This is a genomic window from Kineococcus esterisolvens (assembly GCF_050871405.1).
Classification (GTDB): domain Bacteria; phylum Actinomycetota; class Actinomycetes; order Actinomycetales; family Kineococcaceae; genus Kineococcus.
In genome coordinates this window covers 35,859-53,009 of the sequence record NZ_JBJLRI010000024.1, presented here as the reverse complement: position 1 = coordinate 53,009, position 17,151 = coordinate 35,859, and the positions used below count along the sequence as shown (strand labels likewise).

Sequence of the window (17,151 nt, the reverse complement as noted above, 5' to 3'; positions counted from 1 at the left end):
GGCGGCACCCCGCGGGGTGCCGCCGTCGTCGTGCGTGCCGCGGGTGGCGGCTCAGCGCTCGCGCTCGAACGTCGCCGACTCCTTGCGGTCGACCAGCGACTCCTTGCGCAGCGGGGACTCCTTGCGGTCGACCACCGACTCCTTGCGGGTCAGCACCGACTCCTTGCGGTCGACGGTGGACTCCTTGCGCTCCACGACCTCCTTGCGGGCCGAGGACTCCGTGAGCGCGACCGCCGCGGGGGCGGCCGAGGCGGCGGCGGCCGTCAGCACTCCACCACCGGCGAGGACGGCGGACGCGGCGGCGGCGGCTGCGGCACGGCGGGCGAGCAGGCGCAGGCGGGGCTGCGCGGCGGAGTTCCGGGCGGAGTGCGTGGCGGGCATGGGTCCTCCAGGGGTTCGGCACCGTCGGTGCCAGGTGCACGGGTGGGCCTCATCGGGTGGACGGTCGACGTCCCCCGAGGACCGTCACTGTGAGCATAGCGGCAGTTGCTCTTCGTGCAGCCCGTGGTGGGCGATCCGTCAGGACGCGAGGTCCTCCGCGAGCGCGAGCAGCGTCCGCACCGCCACGCCCGTGCCCCCGCGGTGCGTGTACCCGTGCGGCTCGGAAGTCAGGAAGGCCGGCCCGGCGATGTCCAGGTGGGCCCACGGCACGGGGGAGCCGTCGGCGCGCTCACCGACGAACTCGCGCAGGAACAGCCCCGCCACCAGCATCCCGCCGGCACGGTCGCCGATGTTGGCGAGGTCGGCGACCTGCGAGTCCAGGCTCGCGCGCAGCTCCTGAGGCAGCGGCATGGGCCAGAACTGCTCCCCGGCGCGCTCGGCCGCCGCCAGGACCTCGTCCCGGAAGGTGTCGTCGTTGCCCATGACCGCGGAGACCCGGTTGCCCAGCGCGACCACCTGCGCACCCGTCAGGGTGGCCACGTCCACGACGCGGTCGGGCTGCTCGGCCGTCGCCGCCACGAGCGCGTCACCGAGCACCAGGCGCCCCTCGGCGTCGGTGTTGAGGACCTCGACGGTGGTGCCGCCGTGCATGGTCAGCACGTCCGAGGGGCGGATCGCGGTGCCCGAGGGCATGTTCTCGGCGACCGCGAGCCAGCCGGTCACGCGGACGGGCAGGTCGAGGTCGGCGACCGCCTTGACGGCCGCGAGGACCGCCGCAGCGCCCGACATGTCGCTCTTCATCGTCTCCATGCCTGCCGGCGGCTTCAGCGACAGGCCGCCGGAGTCGAACGTGATGCCCTTGCCGACGAGCGCCAGGTGCACCTTCGCGCCCTTCGGGGCGTGCTCCACGACGACCAGGCGCGGCGGGCGCGAGGAACCCTGCCCCACGCCGAGGATGCCGCCGTACCCGCCCTCGGCGAGCTCGGTCTCGGTGAGCACCCGCACCGACAGCCCGGTGCCCCGGGCCAGGTCCCGGGCGGCGTCGGCCAGGTCGGCCGGAGCGAGGTCGCCCGGGGCCGTGTTCACCAGGTCGCGCGCCACGGCCACGGCCTCGCCCACGACCCGCGCCCGCTCCAGCGCCGCGCGCAGCGCCTTGTCCCGCGGCTTGGCCACCAGCAGCACCACCTGCTCCACGGGTCCACGCGCGGCGGCCTTGTAGCGGGTGAAGGCGTAGGCGCCCAGGGCCGCCCCCTCGGCGATCGCGCCCGCCGTCGCGGTGTCGGGCGCGGGCAGAGCCAGCGCCACGCGCCGCCGCCCGGCCAGCGCCCGCACGGCCGCACCGGCGGCGCGCCGAAGGGCTTCGGGGTCGGCGGCCTGCTCACCCACGCCGACGACCGCCACGAGCGGGGCCTGCACGCCCTCGACCTGCGGCAGCAGGTGGACGCTGCCGGCCGCGCCGTCGGCGCCGAGGTCGGCCAGGGCCCGCGTCAGCGCCGAGCGCGTGGCCCGGGGCAGGTCCTCGCCGCCCAGCAGGACCGGCGCGCCCGCGCCGGAACCCCCGCCGGACCCCGCGGCCGGGGCGGCCCCCAGCACGACGGCGTCGGCGGGGACGCTCTTGACGGACTTGCTGCTCAGCTCCAGGCGGACCACCGGTCCAGCCTACCCAGCGGTGCGCTCGCCCTCCGGCTGCCCCGGCGCCGCCTGCCCGTCGGCGACCGGTACGGACTCGTGCTCCGGTTCCGGTTCCGGTTCCGGCTCGGGGACCGGGGCGGCCGCGGCGTCCGCGGACGCCAGCACCTGAGCGGCACGCAGCACGCCCAGCGCGGCCAGGGCACCCGTACCCGCGCCCCGCCCGGCGCCCAGGTCCAGCACCGGGGTCAGCTTCAGCCGCTCCAGCGCCAGGTGCTGCGCGGGCTCGGCGGTGCGCGCACCCGCCAGCCACCACTTCTCCGCCCCCGGCACGCCGCGGGCGGCGACCAGCGCCGCGGCCGCTCCCACGACCCCGTCCAGCACGACGGGGGTGCGGCGGGCGGCCGCGCGCAGCAGGAACCCGACGGCCGCGGCGGTGTCGGGGCTGCCGACCGTCTGCAGCAGCACCCCGGGGCGGGTCGCCACCGGCCGCGCGCGACGCACCGCGTCGCGCACCGCCGCCGTCTTGCGCATCCACGCGTCGTCGTCGACGCCGCTGCCGCGGCCCACCACGTCCACGGCGCTCTTGCGCAGGCACGCGGCGACCAGGGTGGCGGCGACCGTCGTGGCGCCCACGCCCACGTCCCCCAGGAGCAGCAGCTGCACGCCCTCGTCGGCCGCCTCGTCGGCGATCGCGGCGCCGGCCCGCACGGCCGCCGCCGTCTCCTCCGCGCTCATGGCGTCCTCGCGCGCCACGTCGCCGCTGCCGGCGCGCACCGCCCGGGCCGTCACCGCGGCGGGCAGGCCGCCGGCGCCCCGGTCGCCGTCGGGCCCGGCCGAGCGCACCCCCACCGCGTGCACGGCCAGCTCCACCGCGGCGGCGGCGGCCAGCGCCGCCGCCGGGTGGGTGCCCGCCACCAGGTCGCGCACCGCGTCCGCGGTGCCGTCCGGCGCCAGGACGGAGACCCCCCGCGCCGCCACGCCGTGGTCGCCGGCCAGCACGACCAGGCGCGCGCGCTCCAGCGGCCCGGCCACGTCGGTGTCGCGCGTGCCCGCCAGCCAGGTGGCCAGCTCGCGCAGCCGGCCGGGGGCCAGCAGCGCGGAACGCGCCCCGCCCGCCCCGGCGAGGGCTGCGGGAGCGGCGGGTGCGTGCGGGGACCGCAGCCCCTCGGCGACCTCGCGCAGGTTCAGCGGCCGCGGGCCGTCGGTCATCGGGAGCTCCTCGGGGACGGTGGTGCGGGCGGCGCCCGGCGGCGCGCGCGGGCCGCCCCGATGCTCCCACCCGCCCGTGCCGCCGCGGGCCGGGGACCGCCCGGACGGGCCCGGGAGGCTTGCCCGGGGGTGCGCCCCCGCCTACCGTCGAGGGCGGCGGGTCGACGGCGACCGCGGGACGGCGGGTGGTGGACGGGTGGGCGGCAGGGCTGCGGCGCACGACGGGCTCCTGGCGGCCCGGGAGGACTGGCTGGCGTCCTGCAGCGCCGGGGGCGCGGGCACCCCGCTGCCCGGGGCGCGCGGGGTGGTCTCGGCGTCGTGGTGGCGCAGCCGCAGCACCGGCCTCGACCCCGACAGCGTGCTCGCCCCCGTGGCCCTGCAGGGCTCCGAGCTGCGCGAGCGCCGCGCCGCGCACCCGCTGGCCGCCGTCCTGCCCACCGCGCGGCGGCTGCTCCTGGCCGAGCCGCTCGGCGTGCCGGTGCTCATGGCCGTCGGGGACGCCGACGGCACCCTGCTGTGGGTCGAGGGCGACCCGGTGCTGCGCCGCACGGCGGAGGCGATGAGCTTCCTGCCGGGCGCCCGCTGGAGCGAGGACGCCGCGGGCACCAATGCCCCCGGCACCGCCCTGGCGCTGGAGCGAGCGGTGCGGGTGCGTTCGGGGGAGCACTACGCGACCGCCGCGACCCGGTGGAGCTGCTCGGCCGCGCCGGTGCACGACCCGGTCACCGGGCGGGTGCTGGGGGTGCTGGACCTCACCGGTGGTGACGACCTGGGCCGTGAGCGGGCGCTGGTGCTGGTGCGCGCCGCCGTGGGCGCCGTGGAGGCGGAGCTGCGGGTGGCGGCCCTGCGGCGCGGCCTGGGCGGGGCGGGCGGTGCCCCGGTGCCCGCGCACCTGAGGCTGCTGGGGGCCGGGGAGGCCGTGCTGCGCGTGGACGGGCGCGAGCGGAGCCTGTCGCTGCGGCACGCCGAGCTGCTCCTGCTGCTGCTGACCGGGCCGCCGGACGGCTGGAGCGCCGGCAGCCTGGCCGGCGCCCTCGACTCCCGGACCCTGGCGACGGTCTCCGTGCGCGCCGAGGTGCACCGGCTGCGCGCCGTGCTCGCCGGGTGCGGCCGGGGTGCGCTGGGCCTGTCGCCCTCGCCGTACCGGCTGACCGGCGAGCTCTCCTGCGACGTCCTGCAGGTGCGGGCCGCGCTGCGCGAGGGCCGCACCTGCGACGCGGTGGACGCCTGGGCCGGCGACCTGCTGCCCGGCTCCGACGCGCCCGGCGTGCGGGAGCTGCGCGAGGAACTGCTGGTGGCGCTGCGCACGGCCGTGCTCGAGGGCGAGGACGACGAGGCGCTGCTGCGCTTCTCGCGCGGCGCCGGCCGCGACGACGCCCAGGTCGCCGCCGAGCTGCTGCGCCGCCTGGCGCCGGGCGACCCCGCCCGCGGGGAGGTGGTCGCACGCGCCGGTCGCCTCGCCGGCTGAACCCGGCGCTGAACCCGGCCTCCAGCGGGCCTCCAGCGGGCCTCCAGCGGGCCTCCAGCGGGCCTCCAGCGGGTCTGCCGACGGGTCCGCGGCGGGTCCGCGGCGGGTCCGCGGCGGGTCCGCACGAGCCTGCAACGGGTCTGCAACGCCCCGGTCCCTACCGTTCCCGCACCGGGCGACGAGGTGGTCGCCCGCGTCCACCACCGCGGAGGTCCTCCCATGACCGTGTACGAAGCCCCGGGCCGCACCGGCAGCGTGGTCAGCTACGCCGGGCGCTACGACCACTTCATCGGCGGCGAGCACGTGCCCCCCGCCTCGGGGGAGTACTTCGAGAACCCCACGCCCGTCACGGGCGAGGTGTTCACCGAGGTCGCCCGCGGCACCGCCGACGACGTCGAACGCGCACTGGACGCCGCGCACGCCGCCGCCCCCGCGTGGGGCCGCACGTCCGTGGCCGAGCGGGCGCTGGTGCTCAACCGCATCGCCGACCGCGTCGAGCAGAACCTCGAGAAGCTCGCCGTGGCCGAGACGTGGGACAACGGCAAGCCGGTGCGCGAGTGCCTGGCCGCCGACCTGCCGCTGGTGGTGGACCACCTGCGGTACTTCGCCGGAGCGGTGCGCGCCCAGGAGGGCGGCATCTCCCAGATCGACGACGACACCGTCGCGTACCACTTCCACGAGCCGCTGGGCGTGGTCGGGCAGATCATCCCGTGGAACTTCCCGCTGCTCATGGCGGTCTGGAAGCTCGCCCCGGCGCTCGCGGCGGGCAACGCCGTCGTCCTGAAGCCCGCGGAGCAGACGCCCGCGTCGATCATGCTGCTGATGGACCTCATCGGCGACCTGCTGCCGCCGGGTGTGGTGAACGTCGTCAACGGGTTCGGCGCCGAGGCCGGCAAGCCGCTGGCGAGCTCCCCGCGCATCCGCAAGATCGCCTTCACCGGCGAGACGACGACCGGCCGGCTGATCATGCAGTACGCCAGCCAGAACCTCATCCCGGTGACGTTGGAGCTGGGCGGCAAGAGCCCGAACATCTTCTTCGAGGACGTCGCCCGCGCGGAGGACGACTTCTACGACAAGGCCCTCGAGGGGTTCACGATGTTCGCCCTGAACCAGGGCGAGGTGTGCACGTGCCCCTCGCGCGCGCTCATCCAGTCGAGCATCTACGACGAGTTCCTGCCCGCTGCCGTCGAGCGCACGAGGGCCGTCAGGCAGGGCAACCCGCTGGACACCGAGACGATGATCGGCGCTCAGGCGAGCAACGACCAGCTCGAGAAGATCCTTTCCTACATCGACATCGGGCAGAAGGAGGGCGCGCGGCTGGTCACCGGCGGGGAGCGCGCCGACCTGGGCGGTGAGCTGTCGGGCGGGTACTACGTCACCCCGACGATCTTCGAGGGCGACAACTCCATGCGGATCTTCCAGGAGGAGATCTTCGGGCCCGTCGTGTCGGTGGCTCGCTTCGACGGCCCCGACGACGCGCTGAAGATCGCCAACGACACCCTCTACGGCCTCGGTGCCGGGGTGTGGTCGCGCGACATCCACCTCGCGTACCGGATGGGTCGCGGCATCCAGGCCGGCCGGGTGTGGACGAACAACTACCACGCCTACCCCGCGCACGCCGCCTTCGGCGGCTACAAGAGCTCCGGCATCGGCCGGGAGAACCACCGCATGATGCTCGACCACTACCAGCAGACCAAGAACCTCCTGGTCAGCTACGCCACGTCCAAGCTCGGCTTCTTCTGACGGGCGGCGACGACGTGAGCGGTGCGCCGGCCCGCGAGCCGGTGGGCCTGACCCCGGAGGCGGCGCAGCAGCTGCGGCGCCTCCGGGCACGGCACGGGGAGCTCATGTTCCACCAGTCGGGCGGCTGCTGCGACGGGAGCGCCCCGATGTGCTTCGCGGCCGGGGACTTCACCACCTCCGACGCCGACGAGCACCTGGGGGACGTGGTGGTCCCCGCGCAGGGGGAGTCGGAGGGGTTCTCCGTGCCGGTGTGGATGTCGAAGGAGCAGCACGCCCGGTGGGCGCACACGCACCTGACGATCGACCTCGTGCCCGGTCGGGGGGCGGGGTTCTCGCTGGAGGCCCCCGACGGGGTGCGGTTCCTGGTGCGCTCGCGGCTGGCGGACGGCGCCACCCCGGGCTCGTCCGGCCCGGTGCCGCCGGCCGCGCCGTGAGCCACCGGTAGCGTCCGCGGCGTGACCGCAGCTCCGGACGCCCACCTCGCCGTCCCCGCTCCCCAGCCGGTGCGCTTCGCGCTGGTCGGCTACGGCGGTGGCGGGCGGTTCTTCCACGCGCCCGTCGTCGCGGGCGCGGCCGGGTGCGAACTGGTGGCCGTGGTCACCTCGAACCCCGAGCGCGCCGCGCTGGCCCGCGCCGAGCACGGGGTGCGCACCGTCGCCGCCCTGGAGGAGCTGGTGGACCTCGGGGTGGAGGCGGTGGCGATCTCCACCCCCGCCGCCACGCACACCGACCTCACCGAGCGGGCGCTGCGGCTCGGGCTGGCCACCGTGTGCGACAAGCCCTTCGCGCTGGACGCGGCTGCGGCCGCGCGCACGGTCGACCTCGCGCAGGAGCTGGGGGTGCTGCTCAGCCCCTACCAGAACCGCCGCTGGGACTCGGACCTGCTGACGTTGCGCCGGGTCCTCGCCGACGGCGAACTTGGGCGGGTCCTGCGCTTCGAGTCGGCGTTCGAGCGCTGGACGGCGGGCGACCCGCCGGCGGCCGGCGGCGGACTGCTGCGCGACTTCGGTGCGCACCTGGTCGACCAGGCCCTGCTCCTGTTCGGTCCGGTGGAGACCGTGGCCGCGCAGACGCGCGGCGGCGAGGGGGCCGAGGACGACTGGCGGGTGCAGCTGGCCCACGCCGGCGGGGTGCGCAGCGAGCTGTCCGGGTCGTGGCACCAGGCGCTGCCGGCGCCGCGCTTCCGTGTGACCGGCACCCGCGGCAGCTTCGTCGTCGAGGAGCCCGTGGACGGGCAGGAGGCCGCGCTGCTCGCCGGGCGCACCCCGGCCGGGGAGGGGGCTGCGTGGGGTGCCGAGCCGCCCTCGCGCTGGGGGCACCTGGCGATCGGTGGCGGCCCGGTGCGGCGGGTGCCCGCCGAGCACGGCCGCTGGCCGGACTTCTACGCCTCCTTCGCCCGGGCGGTGCGGGGCCTGGGGCCGGTGCCGGTGGACCCTCGCGACGCGGTGGCCACCACGGCCGTCGTGGACGCGGCCCGCCGCGCGGCCGCGCTCGGCCGCACCGTCGACGTGGGCTGACGAGGACCACCCGCGCGGCAGGAATTCTCACCATGTGAGACGAGAATCTCGTCAGCTGGATGCTGATGGTGCGGTGAGGCATGGTTCCGGAGCACCCGGAGAGGCGACGGCGACCCCGGTTCCCACCCGGGTGCCCGCGCCGGGCGCAGGAGGACCCCTGACCGTGGCGCGACCGCGACCAGCCCCCGTCCCGAAGGTGCCCCATGGGTCCGTCCGACCTGAACCCCACGATGCAGCGATCCCCGTCCGCCCCGCAGGGTGCGCCCGTCAACCCGGTCCGCCGGGTCGCCGCCGCCAGCCTCATCGGCACGACGATCGAGTTCTACGACTTCTACGTCTACGCGACCGCTGCCGTCCTCGTCTTCGGGCCGCTGTTCTTCCCCTCCGAGAACGAGACCGCGCAGACGCTCGCCTCCCTGGCCACCTTCGCCATCGCCTTCGTCGCCCGGCCCATCGGCTCGATCGTCTTCGGGCACTTCGGCGACCGCATCGGCCGCAAGACGACCCTCGTGGCCGCGCTGCTCGTCATGGGCATCTCCACGGTCCTCATCGGCGTGCTGCCCACCCACGCGAGCGTCGGCAACCTCGCCCCGGCGCTGCTGTGCCTGCTGCGCTTCGGCCAGGGCTTCGGCCTCGGCGGGGAGTGGGGCGGCGCGGCGCTGCTCGCCACCGAGAACGCGCCCCCGAACCGCCGCGCGCTGTACGGCATGTTCCCGCAGCTGGGCGCCCCGCTGGGCTTCATCGTCGCCAACACCCTCTTCATCGTGCTGGCCACGACGATGAGCGACGAGACGTTCATGTCCTGGGGCTGGCGCGTGCCGTTCCTGCTCTCGGCCGCCCTGGTGCTGCTCGGCCTGTGGATCCGCCTCAGCCTGGCCGAGACCCCCGTCTTCGCCAAGGCGCTCGCCGAGAACCGGCAGGTGCGGGTGCCCGTGGCCGAGACCTTCCGCACCAGCTGGAAGCTGCTCGTGCTGGGCGCCTTCTCGGTCATGCTGACCTACACGCTCTTCTACCTGACCACGACCTGGTCGCTGGCCTACGGCACCTCCCCGGCGCTGGGCTACGAGCGGCAGGACTTCCTGCTCATGCTGTGCGTCGCCGTCCTGTTCATGGCCGCGGCGACCCCGCTGTCCGGGGTGCTCTCGGACCGCTTCGGGCGCCGCCCAGTGCTGGCCACCGCGATGGTCGGCGGCGCCGTCGTCGGCCTGCTCACCGGCCCGCTGCTGGGCTCCGGCAGCACCGCCCTGGTCATGGTGTGGCTGTGCGCCGGGCTGTTCTTCATGGGCCTGGTCTTCGGGCCCATCGGCGCCTACCTGCCCGAGCTGTTCCCCACGAACGTGCGCTACACGGGCGCCTCGCTCGCCTTCAACGCCGGCAGCATCCTCGGCGCCTCGCTCGCCCCGTACACCGCGGTGCGTCTCGCCGAGGCGCACGGCGTCGGCTGGGTGGGCGCCTACCTCGCCGGCACCGCCGTCGTGAGCCTGGTCGCGCTCGCCCTGCTGCGCGAGACCCGCACCGCCGACATCGACGACTGAGCCCCACCCGCCGCGCCGCCCGGCCCGGTCCCCGCGACGGGGGCCGGGCCGGTCCGCGTTACCCTGCCCGTGGTCGCGGCCGGGGGGCGGCGGACGGAGAACCGAGGGGGAACGTGGTGGCTGGCGGCTCGGGAGCTGCGTACCGGGCGCTGTACCGGACCGTCCTGACGAGGATCGACCCCGAGGTGGCCCACCACTGGGCGTTCACGGGCATGCGCACGGCCAGCCGGTTGCCCCCCGCGGTGCCGCTGCTGCGCCGGGCGTTCGTCGAGACCGACCCGCGGCTGCGCACCCGCGTCCTGGGCATGGACCTGGCCGGACCGCTGGGCCTGGCCGCCGGGTTCGACAAGGACGGCACCGGCGTCGAGGCGCTGGCCCACTTCGGCTTCTCCTTCGTCGAGGTCGGCACCGTCACGGCCCTGCCCCAGCCGGGCAACCCCAAGCCCCGCCTGCACCGCCTCGTCGAGGACCGCGCCGTCGTCAACCGGATGGGGTTCAACAACTCCGGTGCGGAGGTCGTCGCCCGCCGCCTGCGCCGGCTGCGCGCGGTGCCCCCGCGCCACCCCGTCGGCATCGGGGTCAACATCGGCAAGAGCAAGGTGGTGGCCGAGGAGGACGCCCCGGCCGACTACGCCGCCTCGGCCCGGCTGCTGGCCCCCTACGCGGACTACCTCGTCGTCAACGTCAGCTCCCCGAACACCCCGGGGCTGCGGAACCTGCAGGCGGTGGAGAAGCTGCGCCCCGTCCTGGCCGCCACCCGTGCCGCCGCCGACGAGGCGTCCCACCGGCACGTGCCCCTGCTGGTGAAGATCGCCCCCGACCTCTCCGACGAGGACGTGGACGCCGTCGCTGACCTGGCGCTGGAACAGGGCCTGGACGGCGTCGTCGCCACCAACACCACGATCGGCCGGGAGGGCCTGCGCTCGAGCCCCGAGGCCGTCGCCGCGGCCGGTGCCGGCGGGCTGTCCGGCGCTCCGCTGCGCGAGCGGTCGGTGCAGGTGCTGCGCCGGCTCGCCGACCGCGCCGGCGACCGCCTCACCCTGGTCAGCGTCGGCGGCGTCGAGACCGCCGACGACGTGCGCGAGCGCCTGGACGCCGGCGCCTCCCTGGTGCAGGCCTACACCGCCTTCATCTACGAGGGGCCCGGCTGGGCGCGGCGGGTGCTGTCCGACCTCGCGGCCTCCCGCTCCCGCCGCCAGTCCGACCGCGTCTGACCGCCGGCAGCCGCCGGCAGCCGCCGGCGGCCACGGGGGCCGCGGGGGCGGGGAGCCGTCGAGTTGTGGCCGGCGGCGGCAGCGGCGACGGTCGGGGGAGCGTCCTGCGAGCGCGTCCGCTCGCACCCCCGAGCCGAGGAGCCCAGTGACCGACGTCGCCCAGCACCGCCCCGGTGCCGCAGACGGCCCCGAGCCCGCCCCCTCCGGCACCGACCCCGCGCGCTGGCGCGCCCTCGGCGTGTGCCTGGCCGTCGGGTTCATGACCCTGCTGGACGTCTCGATCGTCAACGTCGCCCTGCCCTCGATCGAGCAGTCCCTGGGCGCCGGGCCCGCGCAGGTGCAGTGGATCGTCGCCGGGTACGCCCTGGCCTTCGGCCTGGTGCTCGTCCCCGCCGGGCGCTTCGGCGACCTCTTCTCGCGGCGCGCCGTGTTCCTCACCGGCCTGGCCGGGTTCGTCCTGACCAGCGCCGCGGCCGGGCTGGTGCAGTCCGCGACCGCCCTGGCGCTCGTGCGCCTGCTCCAGGGCATCACCGCCGGTCTGGTCAACCCGCAGGTCCTCGCCCTCATCCAGCAGCTGTTCACCGGGGCCGAGCGGGGGCGGGCCTTCGCCGCCTTCGGCACCACCGTGGGGCTGTCCACCGCGGTCGGGCCGCTCCTGGGGGGCGTGATCCTGGCCGTCTTCGGGGAGGCCGAGGGCTGGCGGGGGGTGTTCCTCGTCAACGTGCCGCTGGGGCTGGTGCTGCTGCCCCTGGCGTGGCGGTGGCTGCCCCGTGACGAGGGGGCGCGGCACCGCACCCGCCCGCGCTTCGACGCCGCGGGGCTGGTGCTGCTGGCCGGCGCCGTCGTCCTGGTGATGCTGCCGTTCGTGCTCACCACCGGTACGGGCGGGTCCTCGGCCCGGTGGTGGCTGCTGGCGCCCGGCCTGGCCCTGCTGGGCGGCTTCGCCCTGTGGGAGCGGCGCGAGAACCGCCTCGAGCGCCAGCCCGTGGTGGCCACGGACCTGGTCCGCACCCCGTCCTTCACCGTCGGCGCGCTCATCGGCGTGGCCTACTTCGCCGGCTTCACCGGCATCTTCCTGGTCGTGACCCTCTACCTGCAGTCCGGGCTGGGCTTCTCCCCGCTGCAGGCCGGGCTCGTGCAGACGCCCTTCGCCCTGGCCTCCGCGGTGCTGGCCCAGGTGGGCGGTCGCCAGGTCGAGCACCGCGGCCGCCGCGTCGTCGTCCTCGGCCTGGTGGTCGTCGCCGTCGGGCTCAGCGCTGCGGACGTGGTCTCCGCCGCCGTGCAGAGCACCGGTGGCGCGATCGCGCTCGCGGCGTGCCTGGCCGTCACCGGTGCCGGCAGCGGCCTGGTCATCTCGCCCAACCAGACCCTCACCCTCGCCGACGTGCCGCGCAGCGTCGCGGGGACCGCCGGCGGGGTCCTGCAGACCGGCCAGCGCATCGGCTCCGCGATGGGGGTGGCCGCCGTCACGGCCGTCTTCTTCTCCACCCTCGCCGGTGAGGGCCTGAGCGGCGCGGCCGGCGGACGCGCCGGCGACGTGCCCGCGCCGGTGCGTGCCGCGTTCGGCGAGGCCCTCTCCACCGGCCTGCGGGTCTCGATCGCCCTGGTGGTGGTGGCCCTGGTGCTCGCGCTGCTGGACCTGCGCCGCCGCCGGGTCCGCTAGCGTCGCCCGGGTGAGGGCGACGCGCTGGACCTGGACCTTCGAGGACGCCGAAGGGCGCCCCCTCGCCGGCGGCGAGGAGGTGTTCCCGACCCGGGCGGACGCCGAGGTCTGGATCGGCCAGAACTGGCGAGCCCTGCGCGACCAGGGCGCCGAGACCGCGCACCTGTCCGCCGACGGCCGCGGCGTGGACGGCCCGCTCAGCCTGCGCCCCGCCGACTGAGCGGGGAGCCGCGCCGGGCGGGCCGTCCGCCGCCGCCCCGCCCGGTCAGGACGGTCGCGGCGAGGTGCGCCTCAGGAGGGGCGCCCGGTGGGGGCGTTGCGCGCCGTGAGCGCCGGGTCGCGCTCGACGACGTCACCCAGCACCTCGTCCACGCGGGTCATCAGCTCCGGCGGGATGACGACCCCGGAGGCCTTGACGTTCTCGGTCACCTGCTCCGGGCGCGAGGCGCCGATGATGGCGGCGGCCACGTTGTCGTTCTGCAGGACCCACGCCACGGCCAACTGGGACATGGACAGGTCCAGCTCGGCGGCCACGCCGCGCAGCTTCTGCACCCGGCTGAGCACGTCGTCGCGCATCCAGCGGCTGATCATCTGCCGGCCGCCCTTCTCGTCCGTGGCGCGGCTGCCGGCCGGCGGCTCGGCGCCGGGGCGGTACTTGCCGGTCAGGACCCCCTGGGCGATGGGGGAGAACACGACCTGGGAGACGCCCAGCTCGCGGCTGGCCGGTACGACCTCGCCCTCGATGACGCGGTACAGGGCGGAGTACTGCGGCTGGTTGGAGATCAGCTGGAAGCCCAGCTCGCGGGCCAGGGCGTGCCCGGCGCGCAGCTGCTCGGCGGTCCACTCGCTGACGCCGATGTAGAGCGCCTTGCCCGAACGGACGACGTCGGCGAACGCCTGCATCGTCTCCTCGAGCGGGGTGGAGACGTCGTAGCGGTGGGCCTGGTACACGTCGACGTGGTCGGTGCCCAGCCGCCGCAGCGAGCCCTCGATGGACTCGGTGATGTGTTTGCGGGACAGGCCCGAGTCGTTGTGGCCCTTCGGGCCGGTGGGGAAGTAGACCTTGGTGAGGATCTCGAGGCTCTCGCGGCGCTCACCCTTCAGCGCCTGGCCCAGGACCGTCTCGGCGGCCGTGTTCGCGTAGACGTCGGCGGTGTCGAACGTCGAGATCCCGGCGTCGAGCGCGGCGCGCACGCAGGCGATCGCGGCGTCGTTCTCGACCTGCGACCCGTGGGTGAGCCAGTTGCCGTACGTGATCTCGGAGATCTTCAGACCGCTGCGACCGAGGTGTCGGAACTCCATGGTCGCGACGGTAGGGCCTGCGGCGCCGCGGCGCGCCCCAGCGCGCCGGAACGCGAGCTGTCAGCGGGGCCGGGCGCCCCGCTCGACCATCGGCACGGGCCGGCGCATCCGGCGGATCTGCAGCGCCCGGGTGACGCCGTACGAGACCAGGCCCCGCTCGGGCGTGTCGAAGCGCGCGGCCAGGGCCTTCTTGAGGCGGCGGCCCAGCAGCACGCTGTCGATCACCACGACCGCCAGCATCCCGTAGATGAGCAGCGTCGTGCCCAGCAGCAGCGCCGCCGAGCCCATGGGCTGGGCGATCATCGACAGCACCAGGGAAGCGCCGGCGATGATGAGGAAGTACTCGCCCACGTTGCGGCGGGCGTCGACGACGTCGCGCACGAACCGGCGCTGCGGGCCGCGGTCGCGCGCGGGCAGGTAGCGCTCGTCGCCGGTGACCAGGGCCTGCTGGACCTTCAGGCGCTCCTCGCGCTGCGCGGCGCGCGCCGCCTTCGCCGCGGCCTTGCGGTCGGCGGGCACGAGGGGGCGGGCGTTGCGGGCCTGCGCCTCGCTGCGGCGGGGCGTGGGACGGCCCTTGCCGCCCGGCTTCGTCAGCTCGACGACCGGGGCGGCCGGCGCCTCGGGGGCCTGCTTCTCCTTCGAGCGTCCGAACACCCCGCAAGGGTACGGCACCACCCGGCCCGGCCCGGCCCGGCGAGCGGGCCCGGGAGTAGCGTCGGGCCCCGTGAGCCAGCACACCCCGCCCCTGCCCGCCACCGGCGCCGAGCGCACCGCGGCGCTGCGCGCGGCGTGCGCCGCCGGCACCGCCGCGGCCCGCGCGGACCTGGAGGCGCTGGTGCGCATCCCCAGCGTCTCCGCCCGCGCCTTCGACCAGGCGCACGTCACCGCCAGCGCCGAGGCGGTCGCGCAGCTGCTGCGCGAGGCGGGGCTGCCGCAGGTCGCCGTCCGCACGGCCACCGCCGTGGTCGACGAGGCCGAGGTGCGCAGCGCACCCGCGGTCGTCGCCCGCCGCCCCGCGCCCGCGGGCCGCCCCACCGTCCTGCTGTACGCCCACCACGACGTGCAGCCGCCGGGGCGGCCCGAGCTGTGGACCACCCCGGCCTTCGAACCCGTGGAGCGCGACGGGCGCCTGTACGGCCGCGGCACCGCCGACGACAAGGCGGGGGTCGTGGTGCACGTCAACGCGCTGCGCACGCTGCTGCCGCTGTGGGGCCCGGAGGACGGCGTGGGCGTCACCGTGTTCGTGGAGGGGGAGGAGGAGGTGGGCTCGCCCACCTTCGCGGCCTTCCTCGCCGAGCACCGCGCCGAGCTGGCCGCCGACGTCATCGTCGTGGCCGACTCCGGCAACTGGCGGGTCGGCGTGCCCGCGATCACCACGACGCTGCGGGGGCTGGTGGACTGCGTGGTGACCGTCTCGGTCCTGTCGCACCCGGTGCACTCCGGCGTCAACGGCGGGCCGGTCCTGGACGCGCTCACCTGCCTGGCGCGCCTGCTCGCCACGCTGCACGACGAGGCCGGCGACGTGGCCGTGCGCGGGCTGCTGAGCTCCGCGGCCGGTGACGTGGACCTCACCGAGGAGCAGTACCGCGCCGACGCCGGCGTCCTGGACGGCGTCCGGCTGGCCGGGACGGGCTCGGTCGCGGACCGGCTGTGGACCAAGCCCGCGCTGTCCGTCATCGGCGTCGACGCCACGCCGGTGGACACCGCCAGCAACACCCTCGTGCCCTCCGCGCGCGCCAAGCTGAGCCTGCGGCTGGCCCCCGGGCAGGACCCGGCCGAGGCGATGACGGCGCTGCGCCGCCACCTGCTGGCGCAGGCCCCCTTCGGCGCGCGGGTCGAGGTCGCCGACGGGGAGGCGGGCAGCTCCTTCTCCGCGGACACCTCCTCGGCGGCGCACGAGGTGGCCCGCAGGGCCTTCGAGGAGGCCTACGGCGCGCCCGTCGTGGAGATGGGCATGGGCGGGTCCATCCCCTTCATCGCCGACCTCGTCGCCGAGCACCCCGGCGCCTCGATCCTGGTCACCGGCGTGGAGGACCCCGACTCGCGCGCCCACGGCCCGGACGAGTCGCTGCACCTGGCCGACTTCGAGCGCGCCTGCCTCGGGGAGGTCCTGCTGCTGGACGGGCTGGCCGGCGTGCCCGCCCCGGTGACCGGGGCGCGGTGACCGCTGCGCGCCCCGCGGACGTAGCCTGGTGCCGGGAACAACCGTGCCGCCCCGGCGGTTGGCCCGGACAGCGTCCCTAGTCGACGAGTGGAACCGGAGACGAGCATCATGACCACGACGACCGCTGTCGAGGAGACCCGCGCCCACGGCGTGGAGCTCACCGACGTCGCCGCCACCAAGGTCCGCACCCTGCTGGAGCAGGAGGGCCGCGACGACCTGCGCCTGCGCATCGCCGTCCAGCCCGGCGGCTGCTCGGGCCTGATCTACCAGCTCTACTTCGACGAGCGCGAGCTCGACGGTGACGCCGTGCGCGAGTTCTCCGGCGTGGGGGTCGTCGTGGACAAGATGAGCGCCCCCTACCTGGACGGCGCCACCATCGACTTCGCCGACACGATCGAGAAGCAGGGCTTCACGATCGACAACCCCAACGCGGGCAGCAGCTGCGCCTGCGGCGACTCGTTCTCCTGACGGGCCCGGGCCCACGGGTCACGACGCTCCGCTGACCGGCCAGGACGCCGGCACGGCCCCCGCACCCGCCGGTGCGGGGGCCGCTCGCGTCTGGGGCGCTGCGCTGCCGTCGGGGCCCGCCGGCCGGCCGCGACGGCACCCCGGTCCGGCCCCCTTCGCCTTCGACCGGCTCTCCCCGCGCCCGGGGGAGGACCTCGTGGCCACCGGCGGCGACCTGTCGCCGGCCACGCTCGTGGCGGCGTACGCGCACGGGCTGTTCCCCATGGGCCTGGGCGGCGGTGGGCGCGGCCCCCTGGGGTGGTGGTCGCCGGACCCGCGCGGGGTGCTGCTGCCCGAGCGGGTCCACGTCTCGCGGTCCCTGCGGCGCGCCCTGCGCACCTTCGAGGTGCGGGTGGACACCGCCTTCGACGAGGTGGTGGCCGGCTGCGCGGAGCCCTCGCGCCCCGGGGCGTGGATCACCCCCGAGGTGGCCGCGGCCTACGGCGAGCTGCACCGCCTGGGGTGGGCGCACTCGGTGGAGGTCTGGCGCGGCGGGGAGCTGGCCGGGGGCCTGTACGGCGTCGCGCTGGGCGGCCTGTTCGCCGCCGAGTCCAAGTTCCACCGCGTCCGTGACGCCTCCAAGGCGGCCGTCGTGGCCCTGGCCGACCTCCTGCTCGCCGACGGCGTCGCGGGCCGGCTGGTGGACGTGCAGTGGCGCACGCAGCACCTGGCCACCCTGGGCGTGGAGGAGGTCGGCCGCCCCCGCTACCACCACCTGCTGAGGTCGGCACTGGCCTCGCCCGGACCCGAGGTGTTCGCGGCGCGCCCCGACCCGGTCCACAGCTACGACGGGGGGTAGTCTCATCCTCCGTAGGG

The 17,151-nt window shown here is 76.3% G+C and carries 16 protein-coding genes; 11 read left to right on the top strand and 5 right to left on the bottom strand.

What is annotated here, in order from left to right; translation table 11 throughout:
• Window positions 1-51: 51 nt before the first annotated feature.
• The 3 genes from ACRYR8_RS10105 to ACRYR8_RS10095 all read right to left on the bottom strand — a co-directional run bounded on the left by ACRYR8_RS10105 (window position 52) and on the right by ACRYR8_RS10095 (window position 3,222).
• Window positions 52-381: a hypothetical protein gene (locus tag ACRYR8_RS10105; protein ID WP_432484377.1), complete on the bottom strand. Its 330-nt coding sequence runs from the start codon at window positions 379-381 to the stop codon at window positions 52-54.
• 138 nt (window positions 382-519) lie between these two features.
• The gene (locus ACRYR8_RS10100) at window positions 520-2,031 is read right to left on the bottom strand and encodes a leucyl aminopeptidase (RefSeq protein ID WP_432484375.1); all 1,512 of its coding nucleotides are present in this window, start codon (window positions 2,029-2,031) and stop codon (window positions 520-522) included.
• Window positions 2,032-2,040: 9 nt separating this feature from the next.
• Window positions 2,041-3,222 (bottom strand): nicotinate-nucleotide--dimethylbenzimidazole phosphoribosyltransferase, encoded by a 1,182-nt coding sequence (locus tag ACRYR8_RS10095; protein WP_432484373.1) that lies wholly within the window; start codon window positions 3,220-3,222, stop codon window positions 2,041-2,043.
• A gap of 196 nt (window positions 3,223-3,418) precedes the next feature.
• Between ACRYR8_RS10095 and ACRYR8_RS10090 the strand changes: the two genes are divergently transcribed.
• The 8 genes from ACRYR8_RS10090 (at window position 3,419) to ACRYR8_RS10055 (ending at window position 12,582) form a co-directional block, all read left to right on the top strand.
• A complete protein-coding gene (locus ACRYR8_RS10090) occupies window positions 3,419-4,690 on the top strand; it encodes a GAF domain-containing protein (protein ID WP_432484371.1) in 1,272 nt (423 codons plus the stop codon).
• 219 nt (window positions 4,691-4,909) lie between these two features.
• Window positions 4,910-6,433, top strand: a complete 1,524-nt coding sequence (gene adh / locus ACRYR8_RS10085) for an aldehyde dehydrogenase (RefSeq protein WP_432484369.1) — start codon at window positions 4,910-4,912, stop codon at window positions 6,431-6,433.
• A gap of 14 nt (window positions 6,434-6,447) precedes the next feature.
• On the top strand, window positions 6,448-6,867 hold the full coding sequence (locus ACRYR8_RS10080; protein WP_432484367.1) for a DUF779 domain-containing protein: 420 nt from the start codon (window positions 6,448-6,450) through the stop codon (window positions 6,865-6,867).
• A gap of 21 nt (window positions 6,868-6,888) precedes the next feature.
• Window positions 6,889-7,950 carry a Gfo/Idh/MocA family protein gene (locus tag ACRYR8_RS10075; protein ID WP_432484365.1) on the top strand — a complete coding sequence of 354 codons (1,062 nt, stop codon included), beginning with the start codon at window positions 6,889-6,891 and terminating at the stop codon, window positions 7,948-7,950.
• A 203-nt stretch (window positions 7,951-8,153) separates the two neighbouring features.
• Window positions 8,154-9,485 carry an MFS transporter gene (locus tag ACRYR8_RS10070; RefSeq protein ID WP_432484363.1) on the top strand — a complete coding sequence of 444 codons (1,332 nt, stop codon included), beginning with the start codon at window positions 8,154-8,156 and terminating at the stop codon, window positions 9,483-9,485.
• A 116-nt stretch (window positions 9,486-9,601) separates the two neighbouring features.
• On the top strand, window positions 9,602-10,699 hold the full coding sequence (locus tag ACRYR8_RS10065) for a quinone-dependent dihydroorotate dehydrogenase (RefSeq protein ID WP_432484361.1): 1,098 nt from the start codon (window positions 9,602-9,604) through the stop codon (window positions 10,697-10,699).
• Window positions 10,700-10,844: 145 nt separating this feature from the next.
• The gene (locus tag ACRYR8_RS10060) at window positions 10,845-12,362 is read left to right on the top strand and encodes an MFS transporter (protein ID WP_432484359.1); all 1,518 of its coding nucleotides are present in this window, start codon (window positions 10,845-10,847) and stop codon (window positions 12,360-12,362) included.
• A 10-nt stretch (window positions 12,363-12,372) separates the two neighbouring features.
• Window positions 12,373-12,582: a hypothetical protein gene (locus ACRYR8_RS10055; RefSeq protein ID WP_432484357.1), complete on the top strand. Its 210-nt coding sequence runs from the start codon at window positions 12,373-12,375 to the stop codon at window positions 12,580-12,582.
• 71 nt (window positions 12,583-12,653) lie between these two features.
• On the opposite strand, the gene ACRYR8_RS10050 is transcribed toward ACRYR8_RS10055, so the two are convergent.
• Together ACRYR8_RS10050 and ACRYR8_RS10045 are read right to left on the bottom strand one after the other, a co-directional pair.
• Complete coding sequence (locus ACRYR8_RS10050) at window positions 12,654-13,664, bottom strand: aldo/keto reductase family protein (protein WP_432484355.1); 1,011 nt, start codon at window positions 13,662-13,664, stop codon at window positions 12,654-12,656.
• A gap of 60 nt (window positions 13,665-13,724) precedes the next feature.
• Window positions 13,725-14,318 (bottom strand): DUF3043 domain-containing protein, encoded by a 594-nt coding sequence (locus ACRYR8_RS10045; protein ID WP_432484353.1) that lies wholly within the window; start codon window positions 14,316-14,318, stop codon window positions 13,725-13,727.
• Between the two features lie 70 nt (window positions 14,319-14,388).
• On the opposite strand from ACRYR8_RS10045, the gene ACRYR8_RS10040 reads away from it, so the two are divergent.
• From ACRYR8_RS10040 to aat, 3 genes are all read left to right on the top strand, one after another.
• The gene (locus tag ACRYR8_RS10040) at window positions 14,389-15,828 is read left to right on the top strand and encodes a dipeptidase (protein WP_432484351.1); all 1,440 of its coding nucleotides are present in this window, start codon (window positions 14,389-14,391) and stop codon (window positions 15,826-15,828) included.
• Window positions 15,829-15,936: 108 nt separating this feature from the next.
• Complete coding sequence (locus tag ACRYR8_RS10035; protein WP_432484349.1) at window positions 15,937-16,296, top strand: HesB/IscA family protein; 360 nt, start codon at window positions 15,937-15,939, stop codon at window positions 16,294-16,296.
• Window positions 16,297-16,492: 196 nt separating this feature from the next.
• Window positions 16,493-17,134 carry a leucyl/phenylalanyl-tRNA--protein transferase gene (gene aat / locus ACRYR8_RS10030; RefSeq protein ID WP_432484347.1) on the top strand — a complete coding sequence of 214 codons (642 nt, stop codon included), beginning with the start codon at window positions 16,493-16,495 and terminating at the stop codon, window positions 17,132-17,134.
• The last annotated feature ends 17 nt before the right edge of the window (window positions 17,135-17,151 follow it).

Excerpts from the sequence above, each read along its gene's own strand:
- ACRYR8_RS10105 (WP_432484377.1), bottom strand. The coding sequence starts at position 381 with ATGCCCGCCACGCACTCCGCCCGGAACTCCGCCGCGCAGCCCCGCCTG.
- ACRYR8_RS10095 (WP_432484373.1), bottom strand. The coding sequence starts at position 3,222 with ATGACCGACGGCCCGCGGCCGCTGAACCTGCGCGAGGTCGCCGAGGGG.
- adh (WP_432484369.1), top strand. The coding sequence starts at position 4,910 with ATGACCGTGTACGAAGCCCCGGGCCGCACCGGCAGCGTGGTCAGCTAC.
- ACRYR8_RS10070 (WP_432484363.1), top strand. The coding sequence starts at position 8,154 with ATGGGTCCGTCCGACCTGAACCCCACGATGCAGCGATCCCCGTCCGCC.
- ACRYR8_RS10050 (WP_432484355.1), bottom strand. The coding sequence starts at position 13,664 with ATGGAGTTCCGACACCTCGGTCGCAGCGGTCTGAAGATCTCCGAGATC.
- ACRYR8_RS10035 (WP_432484349.1), top strand. The coding sequence starts at position 15,937 with ATGACCACGACGACCGCTGTCGAGGAGACCCGCGCCCACGGCGTGGAG.